Annotated in this window: 20 protein-coding genes; 19 read left to right on the top strand and 1 reads right to left on the bottom strand. The window is 72.2% G+C overall.

Annotated features, from left to right (window positions below; all coding sequences use genetic code 11):
- Positions 1-206 precede the first annotated feature (206 nt).
- From FH609_RS04940 to FH609_RS04900, 9 genes are all read left to right on the top strand, one after another.
- Complete coding sequence (locus FH609_RS04940) at positions 207-1,034, top strand: type 1 glutamine amidotransferase domain-containing protein (RefSeq protein ID WP_139665958.1); 828 nt, start codon at positions 207-209, stop codon at positions 1,032-1,034.
- 92 nt (positions 1,035-1,126) lie between these two features.
- Positions 1,127-2,749 (top strand): thiamine pyrophosphate-binding protein, encoded by a 1,623-nt coding sequence (locus tag FH609_RS04935; RefSeq protein WP_139665957.1) that lies wholly within the window; start codon positions 1,127-1,129, stop codon positions 2,747-2,749.
- Between the two features lie 104 nt (positions 2,750-2,853).
- Positions 2,854-3,339, top strand: a complete 486-nt coding sequence (locus tag FH609_RS04930) for a hypothetical protein (protein WP_139665956.1) — start codon at positions 2,854-2,856, stop codon at positions 3,337-3,339.
- A gap of 20 nt (positions 3,340-3,359) precedes the next feature.
- Entirely contained in the window at positions 3,360-4,049 is a 690-nt protein-coding gene (locus FH609_RS04925; protein ID WP_139665955.1) for a DJ-1/PfpI family protein, read from the top strand.
- On the top strand, positions 4,039-5,895 hold the full coding sequence (locus tag FH609_RS04920) for an AGE family epimerase/isomerase (RefSeq protein ID WP_139665954.1): 1,857 nt from the start codon (positions 4,039-4,041) through the stop codon (positions 5,893-5,895). Before FH609_RS04925 ends, FH609_RS04920 begins: the two co-directional genes overlap by 11 nt.
- Entirely contained in the window at positions 5,892-8,000 is a 2,109-nt protein-coding gene (locus FH609_RS04915; RefSeq protein WP_193317771.1) for a glycogen debranching protein, read from the top strand. Before FH609_RS04920 ends, FH609_RS04915 begins: the two co-directional genes overlap by 4 nt.
- A 55-nt stretch (positions 8,001-8,055) precedes the next feature.
- Positions 8,056-8,385, top strand: coding sequence for an STAS domain-containing protein (locus FH609_RS04910; RefSeq protein ID WP_139665952.1), 330 nt, complete (start codon positions 8,056-8,058; stop codon positions 8,383-8,385).
- A 96-nt stretch (positions 8,386-8,481) separates the two neighbouring features.
- Positions 8,482-9,642, top strand: a complete 1,161-nt coding sequence (locus tag FH609_RS04905) for a transposase (protein ID WP_139665951.1) — start codon at positions 8,482-8,484, stop codon at positions 9,640-9,642.
- Positions 9,643-9,779: 137 nt separating this feature from the next.
- Positions 9,780-10,703, top strand: coding sequence for an aldo/keto reductase (locus FH609_RS04900; RefSeq protein ID WP_226961414.1), 924 nt, complete (start codon positions 9,780-9,782; stop codon positions 10,701-10,703).
- A gap of 442 nt (positions 10,704-11,145) precedes the next feature.
- On the opposite strand, the gene FH609_RS04895 is transcribed toward FH609_RS04900, so the two are convergent.
- Positions 11,146-12,033 carry a helix-turn-helix transcriptional regulator gene (locus tag FH609_RS04895; RefSeq protein ID WP_139665950.1) on the bottom strand — a complete coding sequence of 296 codons (888 nt, stop codon included), beginning with the start codon at positions 12,031-12,033 and terminating at the stop codon, positions 11,146-11,148.
- Positions 12,034-12,182: 149 nt separating this feature from the next.
- Here FH609_RS04895 and FH609_RS04890 point away from each other — a divergent pair, with 149 nt between their 5' ends.
- The 10 genes from FH609_RS04890 (at position 12,183) to FH609_RS04845 (ending at position 21,479) form a co-directional block, all read left to right on the top strand.
- Positions 12,183-13,703, top strand: coding sequence for an MFS transporter (locus FH609_RS04890; RefSeq protein ID WP_226961413.1), 1,521 nt, complete (start codon positions 12,183-12,185; stop codon positions 13,701-13,703).
- Between the two features lie 200 nt (positions 13,704-13,903).
- Complete coding sequence (locus FH609_RS04885) at positions 13,904-14,380, top strand: nuclear transport factor 2 family protein (protein WP_193317770.1); 477 nt, start codon at positions 13,904-13,906, stop codon at positions 14,378-14,380.
- 5 nt (positions 14,381-14,385) lie between these two features.
- Positions 14,386-15,915: an FAD-dependent monooxygenase gene (locus FH609_RS04880; RefSeq protein WP_193317769.1), complete on the top strand. Its 1,530-nt coding sequence runs from the start codon at positions 14,386-14,388 to the stop codon at positions 15,913-15,915.
- Between the two features lie 107 nt (positions 15,916-16,022).
- The gene (locus tag FH609_RS04875; protein WP_122185035.1) at positions 16,023-16,502 is read left to right on the top strand and encodes a VOC family protein; all 480 of its coding nucleotides are present in this window, start codon (positions 16,023-16,025) and stop codon (positions 16,500-16,502) included.
- A 67-nt stretch (positions 16,503-16,569) separates the two neighbouring features.
- Positions 16,570-17,646, top strand: a complete 1,077-nt coding sequence (locus FH609_RS04870) for an aldo/keto reductase (protein ID WP_139665948.1) — start codon at positions 16,570-16,572, stop codon at positions 17,644-17,646.
- A 119-nt stretch (positions 17,647-17,765) separates the two neighbouring features.
- Entirely contained in the window at positions 17,766-19,214 is a 1,449-nt protein-coding gene (locus tag FH609_RS04865) for an ankyrin repeat domain-containing protein (protein WP_139665947.1), read from the top strand.
- Between the two features lie 86 nt (positions 19,215-19,300).
- The gene (locus FH609_RS04860) at positions 19,301-19,609 is read left to right on the top strand and encodes a muconolactone Delta-isomerase (RefSeq protein WP_122185032.1); all 309 of its coding nucleotides are present in this window, start codon (positions 19,301-19,303) and stop codon (positions 19,607-19,609) included.
- Positions 19,610-19,687: 78 nt separating this feature from the next.
- Entirely contained in the window at positions 19,688-20,383 is a 696-nt protein-coding gene (locus FH609_RS04855; RefSeq protein WP_139665946.1) for an EthD family reductase, read from the top strand.
- 171 nt (positions 20,384-20,554) lie between these two features.
- The gene (locus FH609_RS04850; protein ID WP_193317768.1) at positions 20,555-21,235 is read left to right on the top strand and encodes a TetR family transcriptional regulator; all 681 of its coding nucleotides are present in this window, start codon (positions 20,555-20,557) and stop codon (positions 21,233-21,235) included.
- 31 nt (positions 21,236-21,266) lie between these two features.
- On the top strand, positions 21,267-21,479 hold the full coding sequence (locus tag FH609_RS04845) for a hypothetical protein (protein WP_139665944.1): 213 nt from the start codon (positions 21,267-21,269) through the stop codon (positions 21,477-21,479).
- Positions 21,480-21,489 lie beyond the last annotated feature (10 nt).

Raw genomic sequence — 21,489 nt, 5'->3', positions numbered from 1 at the left:
GGGTGGGCGCCTTTATTGACTGTTGCGTCAACTACGCCAAGTCGGTTGCGATTTCTCGCGGCCAAAGCTCCGATCTCGTCAAGTCACAGGAGTTGTCGCCCAGCCGACTCGAAAGCTTGTACCCGTCGCCTGACCTGGGTTGGACTTTCTCACGTTCCACAGCGCCACCGCCGGCATGGCGGGGCCGGAGAAATGAACGGAGACTCATGTCACGCAGGGTTCTTATTGTGCTGTCCGAGTTCGGATACTGGGGGGAGGAACTGGTAGGCCCCGTCGAAGTACTTGAGGCACGGGGTTACCGGCTCACCTATATGACCCCCAACGGCGGGCGACCGGTGGCGCTGCCGCCGAGCCTCGACCCGGACTACGTCGACCCGCCGCTCGGCCGCTCCGTCACCACGCGTGACATGGCGCGCCGGGCGGCCGACATCGACTCGTCCAGCCGCCTGGACAACCCGCTCAGCCTCTCGGACCTCATCCCCGAACGCCCCTACTACAGCGCGCTCAACCACCTGCGGGAGCTGGAGGAGTACCACCGGAACCTGACGAGCGCCACCGACGACCTGGTGGCGAGCTTCGACGCGCTGGTCATCGTCGGCGGCAGCGGCCCCATCGTGGACCTGGCCAACAACGAGCGGCTGCACGAGGTGGTCCTGGCCTTCACGGCGGCCGACAAGCCGATCCTGGCCGAGTGCTACGGCGTCGCGGTGCTCGCCTTCGCCCGGGACCTGGAGAGCCGGGAGTCCATCCTGTGGGGCAAACACGTGACGGGCCACCCCAAGGAGTACGACTACAAGGACGGAACGGGTTTCGTCGGCGTCGACTTCAACATGGGGCCGCCGCCGTACCCGTTGGAATACATCCTGCGGGACGCGACCGGACCTGACGGGGCGTTCATAGGCAATGTGGGCCGGGAGTTGTCCGCGATCGTGGATCACCCGTTCATCACCGCCCGCTCCACCCCCGACTCCACGCTGTCCGCCGAACTCCTCGTCCGTGTCCTGGAGGAGGGACTGCGGCGGTACGGCTGGTAGCCGCCCCCATCGCCCGTCGAGGGATCAGGGCGTGTCTTCGAAGAGTCCGCCCTGCCACGCCCCCTTTGAGGACACGCCCCCAGGAGATTCTCATGCACGCCCGCCCCGGTAAGTCCGCACTCTACGAACAGTTCGCCGCCGACGGCATCACCCATATGTTCGGCAATCCAGGAACCGTCGAGCAGGGATTCCTCGACGAGGCCGAACGCAGCGATCTCTCCTATCTGTTGTCCCTGCACGAGGGCGTGGCGGTCGGCATGGCCGACGGCTACGCCCGCGCCACCCAGCGCCCCGGGCTCGTCCAGCTGCACAGCGGCGTCGGGCTCGGCAACGGCATCGGGATGCTCTACCAGGCCAAGCGGGGCGGCTCCCCGCTGGTGGTGCTCGTCGGCGAGGCCGGCGTCCGCTACGACGCGCTGGACGGCCAGATGGCGGCCGACCTGGTCGCCATGGCCGAGCCGGTCACCAAGTACGCCACCCGCGTCGTGGACCCGGCCTCCACGCTCCGGGTGCTGCGCCGGGCCATCAAGATGGCGATGACCCCGCCGCGCGGCCCGGTCGTGGTGGTCCTGCCGGCCGACGTGCTCGACCAGCTCACCGCCGAACCCGCCGTGCCCACCCCGCTGCCGTCCACCCGGGTGGCGCCGGCCCCCGAGGAGGTGACCCGGGCCGCCGAGACGCTGCTCGCCGGCCGGCGCCGGCTGATCCTGATGGGCGACGGCATCTCCGTCAGCGGAGCCCAGCGCGAACTCGCCGAGCTGGCCGAGCTGTTGAACGCGCCGGTGTGGGGCGTCAACGACTCCGAGGTCAACCTGGACCACACCCACCCGCTCTACGGCGGCCAGTTGGGCCACATGTTCGGCGAGTCCAGCGCGCGCGTGGTGCGGGACGCGGACGCCGTGCTCATCGTCGGCACCTATGTGTTCCCCGAGGTGTTCCCCGCGCTGAGCGACCCGTTCGGCCCGGACGCCGGCGTCGTGCACGTCGATCTGGACGCGTACGAGATCGCCAAGAACTTCCCCGTGCGCCAGGGGCTGGTCGCCGACCCCCGGCTGACGCTGGCGGCGCTGTCCGCCGAGGTCCGCCGGCTGCGCCCGCACGGCGCCGGCGGCGGCCACCCGCGCGGGGCCGAGCCGGCCCACCCGCCCGTGCCCACCGCCCCCGCCGGGACCGTGCTGGAGCGCTTCGCGCAGCGGCTGGCCGCGCGGGCCCCCGCCGACCTGGTGGTCTTCGACGAGGCGCTCACCGCATCGCCGACGCTCCACCGGCACCTGCCGCCGACCACGCCCGGGCGGTTCTTCCAGACCAGGGGCGGCTCCCTCGGCGTCGGCATCCCCGGCGCGCTGGGCATCAAGATCGCCCAACCCGAGCTGCCCGTGGTGGCGTTCACCGGCGACGGCGGCAGCATGTACACCATCCAGGCGCTGTGGACGGCCGCCCGCTACGACATCGGCGCCGCCTTCGTCATCTGCGACAACCGCCGCTACCAGCTGCTGGACGACAACATCGAGCAGTACTGGCGGAGCCTGGGCGTCTCCCCGCACGCACACCCCTCGTCGTTCGACCTCTCCCACCCGGACATCCGCTTCCACGACCTGGCCGCCTCGCTCGGCGTGCCGGCGGTGCGGGTGACCGACGTCGCCGACGTGGACGACGCGGTCACCGCGATGCTCGGGGCGCGCGGCCCCTTCCTCGTCGATCTGGTCATCGACTGATCCCCGCCCCCGACCCACGCCCCCGCACGCCCCACCCGCACCCCGTCCCGGCCGTCACCGCACGGTTCCCGCCGCCCGGCGGGCGAACCGTGGAAGGAACCACCGTGAACACCGACCCCCGCCGCCCCGGCGCCCTCACCCGGCAGGCGGTCGACGAGCTGATCGACCGCGCCCTCGCCGCGCTCGCCCCGTGGAACGAACCCGACGCGCTGCTGCGGCTGTTGTCGCGGCGCGGGCTGGTCGTCCACCTCCCGCACCGCGACCTGCGCGGCCCCGGCGCGGTCCGCGCCTGGGCGCACGAGTTCGTGCGCACCCGGGAGCTGCGCTGCCGTCCCATCGGCGCGCCGGAGATCACGCTCACCTCGCCGCTGCACGCCGGCGTCCTCCTCGACGTGGGATGGGCCGTCACCCCGCGCGGCGGGCGGGCGCCGGAGGCCGAACGGCACGCCCGGGTCGAGCTGTCCCTCGTCCTGGACGGCGACCGACCCGTGATCAGGACCTGCGCGGTCCACCCCGTCACCAAGCCCCGCGCCGTCGAAGACGCCGCGCCCGGGGCGGGCGAGAAGCCCACCACCCACACGTCCCTTTAGAGCACCGCACAGGAGTGGCCATGAGCGCCAACGGTTCGGGGGCGGCAACCGCGACCCCGCCCCGCCTCACCGGGCACCGCGTCGCGATCCTCGTGGAGAGCGACTACGTCGAGCACGAGATCTCCTACTACCAGCACCGCTTCGCCGAGGAGGGCGCCGAGGTCGTCCTGCTCAGCAGGCTGTGGGGCCAGGACTCCCTCACCTTCACCGGGCAGGAGTACCGGGCCCAGATCACGGTGACCGACGATTTGGAGTCCTTCACCTACGACGAACTCAACCACCTGTCCGTTCTGTTGACCCCGTCGGGCATGGTGGCCGACCGGCTCCGCTTCACCGAGGACATCGAACGCCCGGCGCCGGCCCTCGATCTGATGCGCCGCGCGTTCCGACTGCCCAAGCTGGTGAAGGCGTTCTCCTGCCACGGGCTGATGCTGGTGGCCGCCGCCCCGGAGCTGGTCAACGGCCGCGCTCTCACCTGCCACAACAACCTGGTGGGCGATGTCCGCAACATGGGCGCGATCTATGTCAACCAGGACATCGTGGTGGACGGCGACCTCATCACCGGGCGCACCGTCAACCACTGCCACCTGCTGGCCCGCACCGTGATCGACGCCCTGGACCCGCCGGCCGCGCCGATCGCGCCGATCGCCCCGGCCGCGGACGCCTCGCCCCGCGACGCCCTCCCCGGCGGGGTGACCCGTGCCGGCTGAGATCGACTTCACCTTCTCCGACCTGGTCGGCGGCTATGTGGAGTCCGCCAGGGGAAACACCTTCGTCCTGCGGACGTTCGGCGGGCGCCGACGCACCGTGTGGCTCACCGACACCACCACGGCGCAGTGGCTGCGCAACCTCGGCGAGCCGTACCGGGACGAGACCGGCCGGCTGCGGGAGCTGCTGCGCCCCGGCGTCCTGGTCTTCTCCTACGGCCCGGTGTACCCGGACGGCGCGGAGCCACGTTTCCAGGCCGACCGCGTCGTCCTCGTCGGCGACGCGGAGGACCTGCGCGGCTACGAGACCTCCGGCTGGTGGTCGCACCAGCTGCGGGAGTTGGCCACGTTCTACCGCACCGCGCAGTTCGGCCGGGGTCCGGTGGACTTCACCCGGTACCGGACGGTGCTCGGCGCCGGCGGCGGCAAGCCGGACGAGGTGCAGGAGACCGACACCATCTCCCGGCTGGTCTACGGCATGGCCAGCGCCTACCTCCTGACCGGGGACGAGGACTTCCTCGACGTCGCCGACCGGGGCTCGCACTACCTCCACGACCACCTGCGCTTCGCCGACGAGGACGTCGTCTACTGGTACCACGGCCTGGAGCGCCGGGACGGCACCGAACGCAAGCTGTTCGCCTCGGAGTTCGGCGACGACTACCGGGCGATCCCCGCCTACGAGCAGATCTACGCGCTGGTGGGGCTCACCCAGACCTACCGGGTCACCGGCGACCCGACGCTGCTGGCCGACATCGAGGGCACCCTCCGCCTCTTCGACCGCTTCTTCGCCGACCACCGCCTCGGCGGCTGGTACTCGCACATCCACCCGGTGAGCCTCAGCCCGCACGACCAGGAACTGGGCATCAACCGGTCCCGGAAGAACTGGAACTCCATCGGCGACCACGCGCCCGCCTACCTGTTCAACCTCTATCTGGCGACCGGCGAGGAGCGCCATCTGCGGATGCTGGAGCACGTCTTCGACATGATCGTGACCCATCTGCCGGACCGCTCCCGGGACGGCAGCCCGTTCGTTGACGAGCGGTTCCACGCCGACTGGACTCCGGACCGCGAGTGGGGCTGGCAGCAGAACCGGGCGGTCGTCGGCCACAACCTCAAGATCGCCTGGAACCTGACGCGGATGGCCGCCGCGCTGCCCAAGCCGGAGTACCAGGCGCTGGCGGCGCGGATCGCCCGCACCATGCCCGACCTGGGCCGGGACCCGCAGCGCGGCGGCTGGTACGACCTGGTGCAGCGGATGCCGGGGCCCGAGGGCCGCCACGACTTCGTGTGGCACGACCGCAAGGCGTGGTGGCAGCAGGAGCAGGCCATCCTGGCCTATCTGGTGCTGGCCGGGCAGCGGTCCGGCGGCCGCCCCGCCGAAGACGCCGGGCCTGACGGCGCGTATCTGCGGCACGCGCGGGAGGCGTTCGCCTTCTACAACGCCTTCTTCCCCGACCACGACGAGGGCGCGGTCCACTTCACCGTCCTCGCCCAGGGCATCCCGTTCCTGATGGGCAACGAACGCCTCAAGGGCAGCCACGCCATGGCGATGTACCACAAGGCCGAGCTGTGCTATCTCGCCGAGGTCTACGGCCGGCTGCTGGTGCACGGGGAACCGCTCACCCTCTGGTACGCGCCCCGGCCCGACGCGTCGTTCCCCGGCGGCCTGCTGCGGGTGGCGCCCGACGTGCTGCCGCGCGGGCGCGTGGAGTTGGCCGAGGTCCGGGTCGACGGCGCGGTCTGGGACGACTTCGACCCCGAGGCCATGACGGTGCGGCTGCCGCGCAGCGAACACCGGCTCAGCGTGCGGGCCTCGCTGCGCCCGACCGGCCCGGAGGGACGCGGGTGACCGGCCGCACCAGCCCCGTCGCGGCGCCCCGCCCCGCCACCCCGGCCACCCTCCCGCTGGGCGCGACGGTGGTGCCCGGGGGCGTGCACTTCGCCGTGCACGCCCCGCACGCCGAGCGGCTTTCGCTGCTGCTGCTCGACCCGGAGTACGGCGACCCGCTGGCCGAGGTTCCGTTCCCCGACGAGGGGCGCACCGGCGGGCGTTGGGACCTCACGATCCCCGGGCTCGCGGCGGGCGAGGCGGACTACCTGCTGGTCGGGCCCGAGGGCGAGCCGCTGCTCGACCCGCACGCCAGGGCCCTGGCCGGCGGCGAGGAGTGGGGCAGCCGGCCGCGCTGGCGATGCGTGGTCACGCCCCGGGGCGCGCGGCGCCGGCGCCCGCCGCGACCGGCGCGCCCCGTCGAGGAGCTGGTGGTCTACGAGCTGCATGTGCGCGGCTTCACCCGCCACCCCTCCTCGGGCGTCGCGCACCCGGGGACGTTCGCCGGCCTGCGGGAGAAGGTGGATTACCTGGTCGGGCTGGGCGTCACCTGCGTGGAACTGCTGCCCGTCACCGAGTTCGACGAGACCGACAACACCTACCGGGAGCCGGGCACCGACCGGCCGCTCGCCAACTTCTGGGGCTACCACCCGGTGGCGTGGGCGGCCCCGAAGAGCGCCTACGCCGCGCGCCCGGAACGCGCCGGCGCGGTGCGCGAACTGCGGGCGCTCGTCGACGCGTTGCACGCCGCCGGCATCGAGGTGATCCTCGACGTGGTGCTCAACCACACGGCGGAGGGCGACCACCGGGGACCCACCCTCTCGCTGCGCGGCCTGGACGAGGAGAGCTACTACCTGCTCGACCCCGAGGGCCGCCACCGCAACCTGACGGCCACCGGAAACACCGTCCACGCCAACCACCCCGTCACCCGGGCCCTCATCCTGGACTGCCTGCGGCACTGGGTGCGGGAGTACGACGTGGACGGCTTCCGCTTCGACATGGCCGGCATCCTGACCCGGGGCGCCGACGGAACGCCGCTGGCCGACCCGCCGCTGCCGCGCGAGATCGCCGAGGACCCCGAGCTGGCCGGCCGGCGGCTGATCGCCGAGGCCAACGACGCGACCGGGCTCGACCTGGTCGGGGCGTTCCCCTCCGCCACCGCACCCGCGCGGCGGCGCTGGTCCGAGTGGAACGACCGCTACCGGGACGCCGTGCGGCGCTTCCTCACCGGCCACGACGGCACCGCCCGCGAACTGGCGCTGCGGCTGGCCGGATCGCCCGACCTCTACGGCGAGCGCGGCGCCGGTGCCTCCATCAACTACGTGACCAGCCACGACGGCTTCACGCTCACCGACTGGGCCTCCTACGACCGGCCACACAACGAGGCCAACGGGGAGGGCGGCACGGACGGCATCGCGGTCAACCACAGCTGGAACTGCGGCTGGGAGGGCCCCACGGAACGCCCCGACGTACGGTGCCGCCGCGACCGTCTGACACACGGTGCGCTCACGCTGCTCGCGGTCAGCACAGGCGTTCCGATGATGACCGCTGGAGACGAGTTCGGACGCACCCAGCGGGGCAACAACAATGCGTATGGTCAGGACAACGAGATCAGCTGGGTCGACTGGACGCTCGCCGAACGGCACGTCCAGCAGCTGGAGTTCGTCCGGCGCCTGTGGGACTTCCGGCGCCGCCACCCCGCCGTCCGGCGCGCCCTGGCCCCGTCCGAGGAACGCCCCGAGGGCTGGGCGTACGCGCCGGTCAGCTGGCACGGCGAACGCCCCCACGAACCCGACTGGTCGCCGTCGTCCCGGCTGGTCGTCGGGGTGTTCCACCAGGAGCCGCCCGAGGGCGAGCGCGACACCGTCCTGGTCGCCGTCAACGCGGACACCCGACCGCGCCCGGTCACGCCGCCCCCCGCACCGCCCGGGACGCACTGGCACCTCTTCGTCGACACGGGGCACGCGAGGGGGCCGCGCGCCCACCGCCCCGGGCACGAGCCCCGGTGGCCCGAAACCGACGGCGGGAACGACCTTCCCGCGCTGAGAGTCGCGGCGCACTCAACCCTGGTGCTGACCGCCGTGCCCATCGCGCCAAACCGTGCCCCGACGCCCCTCGGGAGCTGACGGCAGTTCACCGGCGGTGACGCCGTCACCGCCGACCCCACACTCAGGAGAGAGCATGTCCTTCGAAGCGTATCTGGGTTTCACCGGTGACTCGGCCGCCGTGCACCTCTCGGGCGACCTCACGGAGGTCGACGTGCCCGTGCTGCGGTCGCTGATCGACCAGGCCCTCGGCCGGGGCGCGCGGCAACTCGTCCTGGAAGCCGACGCGTTGCGCTCCATCGTCGCTGGCGGTGCCCGCTGCCTGGCCTTCGCGCAACAGCGCCTCCCCGAGCCGGGCCACATCGTGGTCCGGGGGGCGCGCGAGCCGGTGCGCCGAACGCTGGCACAGGCGGGCATCGAGGAGGCGTTGACCCTGGTGGACAGCCGTGTCGCCGAAGGGGACTAGCCAGCCCTTCGGCGCCGCCGGGGGAACCGAACACCCATGTATCAGGATGTTTGAAATCTAGGGGGAAACGTGAATTCCGCTCCTACATATCCGGTCATGTACGGGGACGAGATCGATGCTCTGGTCAGCGTGTTCTGCCAGCGCGTCTTCGACTCCATACCGCGTGTGGACCAGCGCCGGTGGGCCGAGGTGTATCTGCGGGGACTGCTCTTCCTCGAAGGCAGGAAGACGGTCAGAAAGATGGCGGAGAACGTCCTCTGTCTGCCCGTCAACCAGTCTCTCCAGCAGTTCATCAACCAGAGCCCCTGGGACTGGGTGCCGATCAGGGCCACGGTGGCCCGGCGCCGCGCGATGTCCTCCCCCTCCCGCGCCTGGCTGGTCAGCCGCGCGACGATACCCAAGCGCGGCAGTCACTCCGTCGGCGTGGTGCAGCAGTTCGTGCCCGAGGCCGGGCGGCGCCTCAACTGCCAGCTGGGCGTGGCCCTTTCACTCGCCGACGACAGCACCGACGTGCCGGTGAACTGGCGCCTGCTGCTGAGCGGGAAGTGGGCGCACGACGAGAACGCCAGGGAGAAGGTCTATCTGCCGGACGATGTCACCGGCCGCCCCGAGTGGGCCGAGATCCTGTCCATGGTGGACGAGACAACGCGCTGGGGCATCCCGGCGGCACCGCTCGTCGCGGACATCGCCGACCCCAGGGAAGCCGTGGCCCTGGCGAGCGCGTTAACCGAACGAGGCATCGACTTCGTGCTGAAGACCGACAACTCCCTGCGCACCCTGGCACCCGACCCGCTGCTCGCCGAGGCAGACCCCCTGCCCAGGAAGGGCCGCCCGCGGCTGGGCGACCGTCGCCGAAGGCTCGCCGCCAACGAGCGCGGCGCTCCGGGCGAACCACGCGCCCAGGCGGTCTCGTTCGTCTCCGCCCAGGTACACCTACCCACGCCCACCGGGGAGCGCTCGGGAACCGTCGTCCGCCTGGTACTCCAGCGCACCACCGACCGGTACTCCGGCGGCACCTGGATCACCAGCCTGGCCCAGCGCCCCCTGGACGAGGTGATGCGGCTGGCCGGACTCACCCAGCGTGGCAAGGGAACGTTACACCAGCTCAGGTCCGGCTTTGGACTGAATGACTTCGAGGGGCGCTCCTTTCGAGGGTGGCACCACCATATGACGATGGTGTCGGTTGCCTGGGCGTTCAGTCAAGAGCTGCTGAGTGCCGATCCTGCCATGGACGCGCCCACTCCTGCCCTGCTGTGAACAACGCACGCTGACGGTTCCTACCACTCGCGGGGTCGGGCTACGTCGGGACAGAGCATCCATACTGTGCGGCCGGGGGGTTGACCTCCCCGGCCGCCTGCTGACCCGACCCACTTCAAAGGGGCGAACGACCCGTCATGACCGCACCCCACACCCCGGCCCCCGACCTGCGAAGCACCCGGGCGCCCGCGCCGACCTTCGCACCGGACTTCTCACTGGGCGGGCGAACGCCCGTGCGGCGGCTCGGATTCGGCGCCATGCGGCTGGCCGACGGTCCCGTCCCGGTGCCGCACCCCTCCCCGGTGTGGCGGCCCCCGGCGCGGCGGGAGAACGCGCTGCGCGTGCTGCGGCGGGCCGTGGAGCTGGGCGTCGACCTCGTGGACACGGCCGACGCCTACGCGCTCGGCGGCAACGAGGAACTCGTGGCCGAGGCCCTCCACCCCTATCCCGAGCGGCTGTTGATCGCCACCAAGTGCGGCGTGGCGCGCCCCTCGCGCGACGAGTGGGTGCCGCTCGGCCGGCCCGAGTACCTGCGCCAACAGGCCGAACTCAGCCTGCGCAGGCTGCGCGTGGACACCCTCGGCCTGCTCCAGCTGCACCGCGTCGACCCGACGGTGCCGCTGGCCGACCAGGTGGGGGCGCTCAAGCAGCTCCAGGACGAGGGGAAGGTCGAGCACATCGGCCTCTCCGAGGTCTCCGTGCGGCAGATCGAGGAGGCGTCGGCCATCGCGCCCGTCGCGGCGGTGCAGAACCAGTACAACGTCGCCGACCGCCGCCACGACGCCGTGGTGGACCACTGCGCGCGGCACGGCATCGCGTTCCTGCCGTTCTTCCCCATGGCGCTGGGCGAACACGCCCGCACGGCCGGCCTCCTCGGCCGCATCGCGGAACGCGTCGGCGCCACCCCCGCACAGGCCGCACTGGCCTGGCTGCTGCACCGCTCCCCCACGGTGCTGCCGATCCCCGGCACCTCGTCGGAGGAGCATCTGGTGGAGAACATGGGCGCGTTGCACGTTCGCTTCGAGGAGGCCCAGCTGCGCGAACTGGACACCCTGGCGTAGGCGGGGTCCCCTGCGGGGAACCGGCCCGGCGCGGCGTTCACGCGACGCCCCTGTGGGGAGCCCGGCCCGCTGCGCGGAGTCGGGCCCTGCGGGGCGCGGCGCTCGCGTGTCAGCTCGGCGGCAACTCCCCTATGTGGACGGCGCCTTGGACATCCCATCGGTCGGCGGCCAGCAGGCCGCCATCAGCGCGCCGCGTGCGCGCACGGCGCCCCGGCCCGCTCCGCCCGTCAACGACAACAGCCCATCCCACCAACCACCACGCCACCGGCCACCAGGCCCAACCGGCCCGGCCCATCCAGCCCGCCGGCCGCCACGAACGCCCCGACGGCAGTCGGCGGTGGCACCCCAGGCAAGGGCCGCCCCGGCCAGGAGACACCCCGCAGCCGCGCACGGCACGGCGCCCCCCACCGGGGCCTGGCGCTCCCGCCAACGGCGGCAGCCGTCACGCGCTGCGCTGCGGAGCCATCGTCGCCTTGCCCTCCGCGCTCAGGTCGGTCAGCAGGCGCAGCGCGGCCTCCGAGGGTGAGCCGGGCTCGGCCATGAACATCGCGAGCCGCTGCCCCTCGTCGTCCGGCAGCTGCACCACCTCGTTGACCAGAGACATCGAGCCGACGACCGGATGCTGGAAGTGGCGCACGAAGTGCGAGCAGCTGCGGATCGGGTGCGCGCTCCAGAGCGTGGCGAACTCCTGGCTCTTGACGCTCAGTTCGCCGATCAGCGCGGTCAGCGCCTGGTCGTCGGGGTACCGGCCGGCGACGATCCGCAGATCGGCGACGGCGTCCCGCGCCTTGGCCTTCCAGTCGACATACAGCTCCCGGCAGTGCGGGTCGAGGAAGACCATCCGGGCCAGGTTGGGGCGGTTGGTCGGCCGGTCGGGGGCGGAGTAGTCCAGGTGGCCGGCCAGCAGCGCGTGGGCCGGCCGGTTCCACGCCAGGATGTCGGTGCCGCGCCCGATGGCCAGCGCCGGCATGGTGGCGGTCCGCACCAGCAACCGCACCCCGTCGCGCAGCCGCTCGGGGCGCGGCCGGCGGGCGCCGGTCTTCCGGCCCGACTGGCCGGCGAGGCTGAAGAGGTGGTCCCGCTCGTGCTCGTCGAGGCGCAGCACCCGGGCCAGCGCGTCGAGCACGGCGTCCGACGCCTTGCCGCTCTGGCCCTGCTCCAGCCGCGTGTAGTAGGCGACGCTCACCCCGGCCAGCTGCGACAGCTCCTCGCGGCGCAGCCCCGGCACCCGGCGTCGGCCGCCGTAGTGCGTCAACCCGACATCCTCCGGCAGCAGTCGGGACCGCCGCGAGCGGAGGAACTCGCCCAACTCGGATCGCTGTGGATGCATGGGAACGATTCTCTCTGACGGCCCGTCAGCGAGCCTACCCCTGGGAGTGGTAGGCAACGACTGCGTAGGCTGAGGAGAGGGCTGGGTAGGCACGACACAGGGGCGCAGGCTGTTTCTCGACCGGCAATGACTCTCCGAAAGGCAGCGCCGTGACGAACAGCCCGTCCCCTCCGCAGAGCGCACCGGTTGACGACGAGACGAGTCTGGGTGCCAGGGACTGGATGGTCCTGGTCACCCTGTGCAGCGCGACGTTCGTGGTCGGCCTGGACTTCTCCATCGTCGCCGTGGCCCTGCCCGAGATCGGCACCGCCCTGGGCTTCGCCACCACCGGCGACCTCCAGTGGGTGGTCACCGCGTGCCTGCTCCCCACGGCGAGCCTCCTCCTTCTCTTCGGCCGGCTGTCGGACCGGGCGGGACGGCGCAACCTGTTCCTGCTGGGCCTGTTCCTGCTGGTCGTGACCTCGCTGGTCGCCGGCCTGGCCAACAACCCGGGCACACTGGTCGCCGCCCGCGCCGGCCAGGGCATCGCCGGGGCGATGATCAGCCCGACGGCGCTGGCCCTGCTGACCACGGTCTTCCCCGAAGGCCCCAAGCGCGCCAAGGCGTTGGGCATCAACGGCGCCCTGCTGTCGCTCGGCTTCGTCGTGGGCACCATCGGCGGCGGCGTGATCACCAGCGCCTTCAACTGGCGCTGGACGATGCTGATCATGGCCATCGTGGGTGGGGCCGTGCTGGTCAGCGGCCTGAGCGTGCTGCCCGCCGACCGGGAGCGCACCCGGAGGGCCCTGGACGTGCCCGGCGCGATCCTGGTCAGCGGCGGCCTGTTCGCCCTGGTCTACTGGGTGAGCACCGGCGCCGACAACGGCTGGGGCAGCGGCCCGACGGTGGCCGCCCTGCTGCTCGCGGTGCTGCTGCTCGGCGCGTTCCTCCTCGTGGAAAGCCGACACCCGTCGCCGCTGGTGCCGCTGTCGCTGCTCAACCGGCCCTCGATCAAGTGGGGTTGGGTCGTCGGCCTGATCACCTTCGGGATGTGCGGCGGCACCACCGTGCTGCTCAGCCTCTATATGCAGGAGGTCCTGGGCTGGAGCGCCCTGGAGACCGGCTTCGGGTTCCTCGCCGAGGGCCTGGCCGCCCTGGTCGCCGGCCTCGTCGTCTCCCGGCTGATCACCGCCTGGGGCGGCACCGGAACGCTGGTCGTCGGCCTCGGCGTCCAGGCCGTCGGCACCGGCGCGATGGTGGTGCTGCCCAACGATGGCAACCTCACGCTGCTGCTGGTCACCTCGGGCGCGATGGGCTTCGGGCACGTGCTGGCCGTGGTCGCGTTCATCACCGCGATGACCTCGGGGCTCGGCGACGACGAGCAGGGCGTGGTCGGCGGCCTCGCGCAGATGCCGCAGTTCGTCGGCGCCATCGGCACCGCCGCGCTCGCCGCCATCGCCAGCAGCCGCACCAGCGCGCTGGAGTCCACCCGCTCCGCGCTCGACGCCCAACTCGGCGGCCTGCACGCCGGGATGCTCGCCGCAGGTCTTGTGTGCCTCGGCGGCGTGCTCATCACAGTCCTGTTTCTACGCCGTCCGGTCACCCCGCCGGGCGAAGGTCCCTCGGCGGACGTGAACGAGCCCCCACTCGGTTCCGAGGGCTCCGGCCCTGCGGAGGTAGCGGCTCGCTGAGGACCACGGCGGCTCACCCTTTCCCCCGGAGGGTGGGCCGCCGTGACATTTCGCGTTTCCCGTACGACAGGCCGCCGCCGGTTTCCGGCGGCGGCCTACTGCGTGAAGTCCCGACAATGCGCGCGGGCTGACCCGGAATCGTTGAGGCCCGTCGCTGCCGAACCGTTCAATGGAGGCATTCCAGCGAACGGAGCGACACCGTGACAGAAGACCTCCCCTCACCCTTTCCCGACGCGGCGGGAGAAGGGAATTCCGGGTCCGCCCGCCGGGCGCGCAACATCGCCGCGATACGCACCTATTTCCGGCTTCTCGAAGACCGGGACATCGAATCCTGGATCGAACTCTGGGCCGACGAGTGCGCCGTGGTCGCGCCCTATGCCGACGGCCGCGTGCCCGGTCTCCTCACCGGCCGGGCCGACGTCTACGCGTTCTACCGGGACGAGGCCGACGGCTACGCGCGGCTCAGCTTCCCCGACACCGACATCATCGCGACGGACGACCCGGACCGCGTCGTCGTCCACTGGTACCCGCGCGGCGAGCTGACCGACGGCACGCGCTACCGGAACGAGAACATCGGCATCTTCGAGTTCGACGCCGACGGGCGCATCCGTCGCTTCACCGAGTTCTTCAACCCCCTCGGCCTGACCGGCCGTTCCGACCCGGCCGACGAGAGGTGAGCCCCGTGTCGCCGACCCCCTCAGCCGCCCCGCCCGCCGGCGACCGCGCCGGCCGGGCGCTGCCGCACTCCACCGACGTGCTGATCGTCGGCGCCGGCCCGACCGGCCTCGCGCTGGCCTCCGCGCTGCGCACCATGGGCGTGGACCACGTGCTGATCGACCGGGCCGCCGCGCCCGCCGTGCACTCCCGCGCCGCCGCCGCGCACGCCCGCACCCTGGAGTCCCTCGCGACGATCGGCGCCGCCGAGCCGCTGGTGGCCCGTGGCCGCCCGGGCCGGGCCTTCGTCGCGCGCGACGGGGAACGCCAGGTCGTCTCCACGCCGTTCGACGAGCTGGACACCCCCTACCCGTTCGTGCTCGCCGTGCCGCAGCAGACCACCGAGGAGGTGCTCCAGGCGCGGCTGGAGGAGCTGGGCGGCACCGTGCACCGCCGGCACACGCTGCTGGACCTCACCGAGTTGTACCCGGGGATGAACGCGCTGGTCGTCAACGACGAGACGGGCGACCTCACATCGGTGCGGGCCCGCTACGTGGTGGGCTGCGACGGCATCCACAGCACCGTCAGGCAGCGCGTCGGCATCCCGTTCGTGGGCCACGACCGGCCGCACAACTTCGCGCTGATCGAGTTCGAGATGGAGTGGTCGGGCCCGGAGGGCGAGATCACCTTCTTCTTCTCGCCGGCCGGCCTGCTGGCCGTCTCCCATCTGCCGGGCGACCTCTACCGGATCGTCGCGCTGGTCGACGACGACGCCGGCACGCCGACCCTGGAGGACATCCAGCACATGCTCGACACCCGGGGCCCCACCGCCGCCGGGGCGCGGGTCAAGCGGCTGGAGATGGCCTCCACCTGGCGGGTCACCCACCGGCTGGCCGACGCGTTCTCGAAGGGCCCGGTGTTCCTCGTCGGCGACGCGGCCCATGTGCACAGCCCGGTCGGCGCGCAGGGCATGAACACCGGCATCCAGGACGCGTTCAACCTCGCCTGGAAGCTGGGCGCCGTGCTCGACGGCACCGCCTCGCCCGAGCTGCTCCACACCTACGACGCCGAGCGCCGCGCGATCGCCCAGGGCGTGCTCGGCTTCACCGCCCAGCTGCACGACGCCTCGACGCTGAGCGACGCGGAGAGCATCCACCTGCGGAACGAGGTGCTCGCCGCCGCCAGCCACATCCCGGAGTTCCAGACCTGGTTGGCCCGCCGCCTCGCGCAGATCGCCACGGCCTACCCGGGCGCCGAGCCCGGCACGCCGCACCCGCGCGTCGGCGAGCGGATGCCGCCGCGCCCCGGCATGGCCGAGGGCATCGGCTGGTCGCTGCTGCTGCCGCCCGGGCTCGACGCCTCGACGGCGCGCGCCGTCGAGGAGGCCGCCGCCGCCAGCCCGACCCGGCTCACCGTGGCGGAGGTCGCCGACCTGCCGCACGCCGTGCTGGTGCGGCCCGACGGCCATATCGCGCTGACCGCGCCCGGGCCCGAGGCGGCCACGCTGCCCGAGGCGCTGCGCGCCTGGCTCAACCGGCCCTGGCCGGCGCACGCCTGACCGACGCCACCGCGTCCCCCAAGCCCGTCGTTCCGCCACGCTCCGGGCACGCCCCCTGCCGCCACGGCCCACGTCGGCGTGTCCACATCCGATCACCGGGAGTTCCCATGGCCCTGACCTACACCCGCCCGCCGGGCGCCACCACGCTGATGCACGTCGCCGTCATGTGCCCCGACATCGAGGCGTCCCTCCGCTTCTACCAGGAGGGCCTCGGCTTCACCCGCCGCTACGAGTTCACCGAGAGCGCCACCCGCGAGGGCCGGACCGTCTACCAGGGGCGCGGCATCTACGTCGAGTTGGCCGGCCACGCCTATGTCGAGCTGTTCCCCGGCGGGCGCCCCGGCGTCACCTCCGAGGACGGGCCGCTGGCGCACATCGCGCTGATCGTGCCCGACGTTGACGAGGCGTACCGCTCCAGCCTGCGGGCCGGCGGGCAACCGCACGGCCTGGGCGACTGGACCGGCGAGCCGATGTCCCTGACCCTCAACGGCTCGCCCGAGGTGGACGTGCGGGTGGCCTTCGTCCGGGGCCCGGCCGGCGAACTCGTCGAGCTGTACGAGCAGCACTCCCCGATCGTCGCGCGCTGAACCACCGCCGGCGGAAGAGCCGCCACCCCACACCCGACCACACGAAACGAACCCCCTCGGGAGAATCATGCGCTACACCGTGCTCGGCAGGACCGGCGTCCGGGTCTCCGAACTGGCCCTGGGCACCGTCACGTTCGGCGAGGACTGGGGATGGGGGGCGCCCCGGGAGACCAGCGCCCGCATCCTCGACGCCTACGCCGACGCCGGCGGCAACTTCATCGACACCGCAGACCACTACACCGGCGGCACCTCCGAGACCATGCTCGGCGAGCTGCTGGGCAGCCGGCGGGACCGGTTCGTCCTGTCCACCAAGTTCACCCTCCAGACCGACCTGGCGGACGTGAACTCCGCCGGCAACCACCGCAAGAACCTCGTCTCCTCCGTCGAGGCGAGCCTGCGCCGGCTGCGCACCGACTATCTGGACCTGCTGTGGGTGCACGCCCACGACACGCTGACCCCGGTGCCGGAGCTGATGCGGGCCCTGGACGACCAGGTGCGCGCCGGGAAGGTGCGCTACGTCGGCGTCTCCAACTGGCCGGCGTGGGAGGTCGCGCAGGCCAACACCCTGGCGGAGCTGCGGGGCTGGTCCCCGTTCGTCGGAATGCAGATCCGCTACAACCTGCTGGAACGGGGGCCCGAGCGCGATCTGCTGCCCATGGCGCGGCAGTTCGACCTGCCGGTGTTCTGCTGGGGCGCGCTGGCCGAGGGCCGGCTCACCGGCAAGTACCTGGAGGGTGGCACGGGGCGGCTGACCGTGCAGCCGCGTGACCACAGCGCGCAGGGCAGCGACGCCCTGGTGCGGGAGGTCGTGGCCATCGCGGCCGAGGGCGGCTGGACGGCCGCCCAGGTGGCCCTCGCCTGGCTGATGTCCCGCCCCGGCACCGTGATCCCGCTGCTGGGCGCCACCAAGGAGTACCAGCTCCAGGAGACCCTCGGCGCGACCGAGGTCCGGCTGACGGCCGCCCAGTTGGAGCGTCTGGAGGCGCTCTCGGCCATCACCTTGGGCTACCCGCACGACCTGATGCGGGACCCGATCACCCTGCACGACATGTACGGGCCCCAGTGGCGGGACATCGACGACCGCCGCACCACCGTGCGGCGCGGGGTCGCCGACGACGCGTTCCACCCGGTGCCGCGCGACTGAACGGCGCCCCCTCCGGCCGGGCCGCCGCCCGGCCGGACCTCCCTTCCGAAACTCACCACCCTTTCCACACAGATTCGCCTTTCCAGAAGATTCGCCTTTCCACATTCCAGGAGTCACGCATGGTGGACGCGGCACGCACCCGGGAGATCGTCGGCAAGTTGTTCGCCGACGTCGCCTCGGGAAACGTCGAGGGAGTTCTCGCCGCCCTCGCCAACAACATCGTTTTCGACCTTCCGCGCACCGACCACAACATGGCCGTTCCCAACACCGGCCGCTGGCTCGGCAAGGAGGGCGTCATCGAGGCCTTCCGGCTGCGCGGTGAACGCAGCGAGGTCACCGAGTTCGAGCAGCGCGACATGGTGGTCGAGGGCAACCGCGCCTTTGTCATCAACTACCAGAAGATCCACCACCGGGTCACCGGATTCGAGGTGGACTTCGAGTTCGCGATGATCCTCACCGTCGGCGACGACGAACTCGTCCACCACTGGAAGGCGTTCTTCGACGCCTCGGGCGAGGTCGCCATGTTCCGCTCCGACGTGAACGACCGGCTGCTGGCTGCCGTGGCCGGCGGCGACCGGCGGGGGGTCACCGCCCTGCTGCGGGAGGGCGCCGACCCCAACCACCGCGACGCCGCGACCGGCCTGACCGCGGTCCAGACGGCGGCGGGCCGGGGCGACGCGGCGCTGGTGCGCCAGCTGATCGAGGCGGGCGGCGACGTGTACGGCGCCGACAGCCGCGCCGGAACCACCGCGCTGCACAAGGCGATTCAGCGCGGCGACCTGGAGACCGTGCGGGTGCTGGTGGAGGCCGGCGCCTTCGTGGACGCCGTGGCGCCCACCACGGGACACACCCCGCTGATGGACGCCCTGTGGTTCAAGTGGCCCGAGATCGTGCGCTACCTGCTGGACCAGGGCGCCGGCCTCGGCCTCCACACCCACTACGGGTTCTCGCTCCAGGAGCACTTCGAGTACGAGCTGAACGTCAACGTGCACGGCAAGGACCGGCTGCTTGAGGCCGAGGAGCTGCTGAAGGAACGCCGGCGCCGGGACGAGCGGCTGATCGCCGAGCAGCGCCTGATGGCCGCCGTCGTCAGCGGCGACACCGCCCGGGTGCGGAGCCTGATCGCCTCGGGCGCCGACCTGGAGGCCCGCTTCCCGGTGGTCAACGGGTTCAACGACCGCCACACCCCGCTGCTGGTCGCCAGCAGGGACGGCCACACCCAGATCGTCCAGGCCCTGGTGGCGGCCGGCGCCGACGTCAACGCGACCGAGCCGACGTTCGGGGCTTCGCCGCTGCACAAGGCCGTCTACAACGGCCACGCCGACATCACCCGGCTCCTCGTGGACGCGCCCGGCATCGACCTCGACTACCAGGGCGCGACCAACGGCTACACCCCGCTGCACGACGCGCTCTGGCACGGCTACGAGGACTGCGCCCGCGTCCTGCTGAGCGCGGGCGCCCGCACCGACCTGCGCGGACACGACGACAAGACGGCGCTCGACGTGGCCGGCGAGACCTTCGGCGACCAGCACCCGCTGGTGCGGGCGATCACCGACAGCAGGGCCTGAGGCACAGGCCGGGGACCCGGCCCACACGGCCGAGACCCAGACGGCAGAGACCACAAGCAGCGCACACCCGGAAACGGAGCACGACCATGTTGTTCTACGTCCAGATGAAGTGGAAGCACGAGGGGCGCATCTCGCTCGACGAGCTGTGGGAGATCGAGCGCGAGGAGGCCGAACACGCCCAGGAGACCCTGGACTCGGGGTTCTGCGTCGGCATCTGGAAGGTGGCCGCGCAGAAGCGCGTCATCGCCATCATCGACTCCCCGGACGCCGAGGAGTTGGACCGCACCGCGCTGGGGCGCCTGCCGATGCGGGAGTACCTGGAGTTCGAGGAGGTCTGGCCGCTCCGGGACTACCTGGGGTTCGCCGAGGACGTCAAGGCCCGCTACCGCGTTTGAAGAGCCGGGGAGCCGGCGCCGGGCGCGAGCACGTCAGCCCCCGTCCCGCCGGCTGCCCCACCACGCCAAGGAGACCCCATGATCCATCAGCTCATCTTCGCCTTCCCCCGCCCGGGCATGAGCGAGGAGGCGTTCCAGCAGTACTGGCTGGAGGAGCACGCCGTCCGCTACGCCAGCAAGATCCCGCAGATCCGCCGGTACTCGGTGGACACCCGGGTGCCCCGCAGGGGGGAGACGGCCGAACCGCTGTGGAGCGGCCTGGCCGAGATCTGGCTGGCCAACGCGGAGGAGCAGGTCGCCTCGCTCCAGACCCCGGAGTTCCTGGAGGGCGCGCGCCTGGACGAGCCCCGCTGGGCGGCGTTCTGGCGCACGGTGGTGCTCGACACCGAGACCGAGACGGTCCTTCCCGGGGTGCCCGACGACCAGGTCCAGCCGGGCGTCAAGCTGGTGGTGCTGGCCAAGCGCCGCGAGGGCATGACGGTGGAGGAGTTCCGCAGGTACAGCCGCGACCTGCACGCCCCGCTCGTCACGGCGCTCCCCGGCATCCGGCGCTATGACCAGTCGTACACGCTGGACTCCTGGTACGCCATCAGCGAGCCGCCGTTCGACGCGGCCTACCACCTGTGGTTCGACGACCCGAGCGCGGTGGACGCGGCGGAGGAGAGCGCCCAACAGGCGCAGGTGCTCGCGGACTTCGACAACTTCGTCAACCCGCGCTACCGCCACGCGCTGCTCTTCCGCCAGAACTGGGTGATCGGCCCCCGCACCCGCTGACGTCCCCTCCCCGCCCCGTTCCGCGTTGGTGGGGTGCCCCGCCCGCCCATGCGGGGCACCCCACCAACGCCTTCGGGGCGGCCTCGGGCGTTCGTTCCGGCGGCCGTTCCGCTGTCCTCCGCCGGTTCGGAGAACTCGCGCGGCGCGCGGAAAGCTCGCTACCGTGCGGCCATGGGCGATCAACCGGGCGCGGGACTGGGCCTGCGCGGACGGAAGAAGCTGGCCACCCGGCGGGCGTTGAGCGAGGCCGCGCTGCGCCTTGCCGCCGAGCGCGGGCTGGAGAACGTCCTCGTCGAGGACATCGCCGACGCCGTGGGCGTCTCGCCCCGGACGTTCAACAACTACTTCTCCAGCAAGCAGGAGGCGATCGTCAGCCTGGTGCTCGCCCGGGCGGCCGGGCTGTGTGACGCGGTGGCCGCCCAGCCGCCCGAGGTGCCGCTGTGGGAGGCGATCGCCGAGGCGGCGGTGGGGCATGTGCGGCCCGAGGAGTCCGAGCAGTGGCGGCAGGGCGCCCTGCTGATCAGGGACACCCCGGCGCTGGAGGCCGAGCAGCTCCGGGCCTATGCGGGGATCGAGAGTTCGCTGGCCGGGGTGATCGCCGCGCGCACCGGCACCGACCCGCGCACGGACCTCTATCCCGGGCTGGCCGCCTCGGTCGCGGTCGGCGCGATCCGCGCGGCGCTGCGCCACTGGCTGGACGCGTCCGAGGACCGTTCCTACCCGGACCTGCTGCGCCGGGTGCTGCACGGGGTCGGCGCCGGCCTGGGCGGCGGGGTCGCCCCAGGCCACGAAGGCATCACCTGTTTGACAGGTGACGACGGACGGGGCACCCTGGGGGGACCAGGCGGGTGAACCATCCGCCGGCGAGGATCGGAGGTTCCGCGTGAACACCGAGACAAGGACCATCGTCACAGCGGTCGGCGACGGCGCGACCGCCGCCCGGCAGGCGCGGTACGGCCGGCTGCCCGACCGCGTCTCCCATGACGACCTGGTCGAGGAGCGGGAGGGCTCGCCCTCCGGCAGCACCCGGGGCACCGACTTCACCCCGTGGCAGTGGACGCACACCGCGTGCCTGGCGATCGACCTGGTGCCCTGAGGCGCCGCAC

Origin of the sequence: Streptomyces sp. 3MP-14, assembly GCF_006334905.2 — a bacterium.
Lineage (GTDB): Bacteria > Actinomycetota > Actinomycetes > Streptomycetales > Streptomycetaceae > Streptomyces > Streptomyces triticirhizae.
The sequence above is the reverse complement of the archived record's forward strand: the minus strand, read 5'-3'. Positions and strand labels throughout refer to the sequence as shown.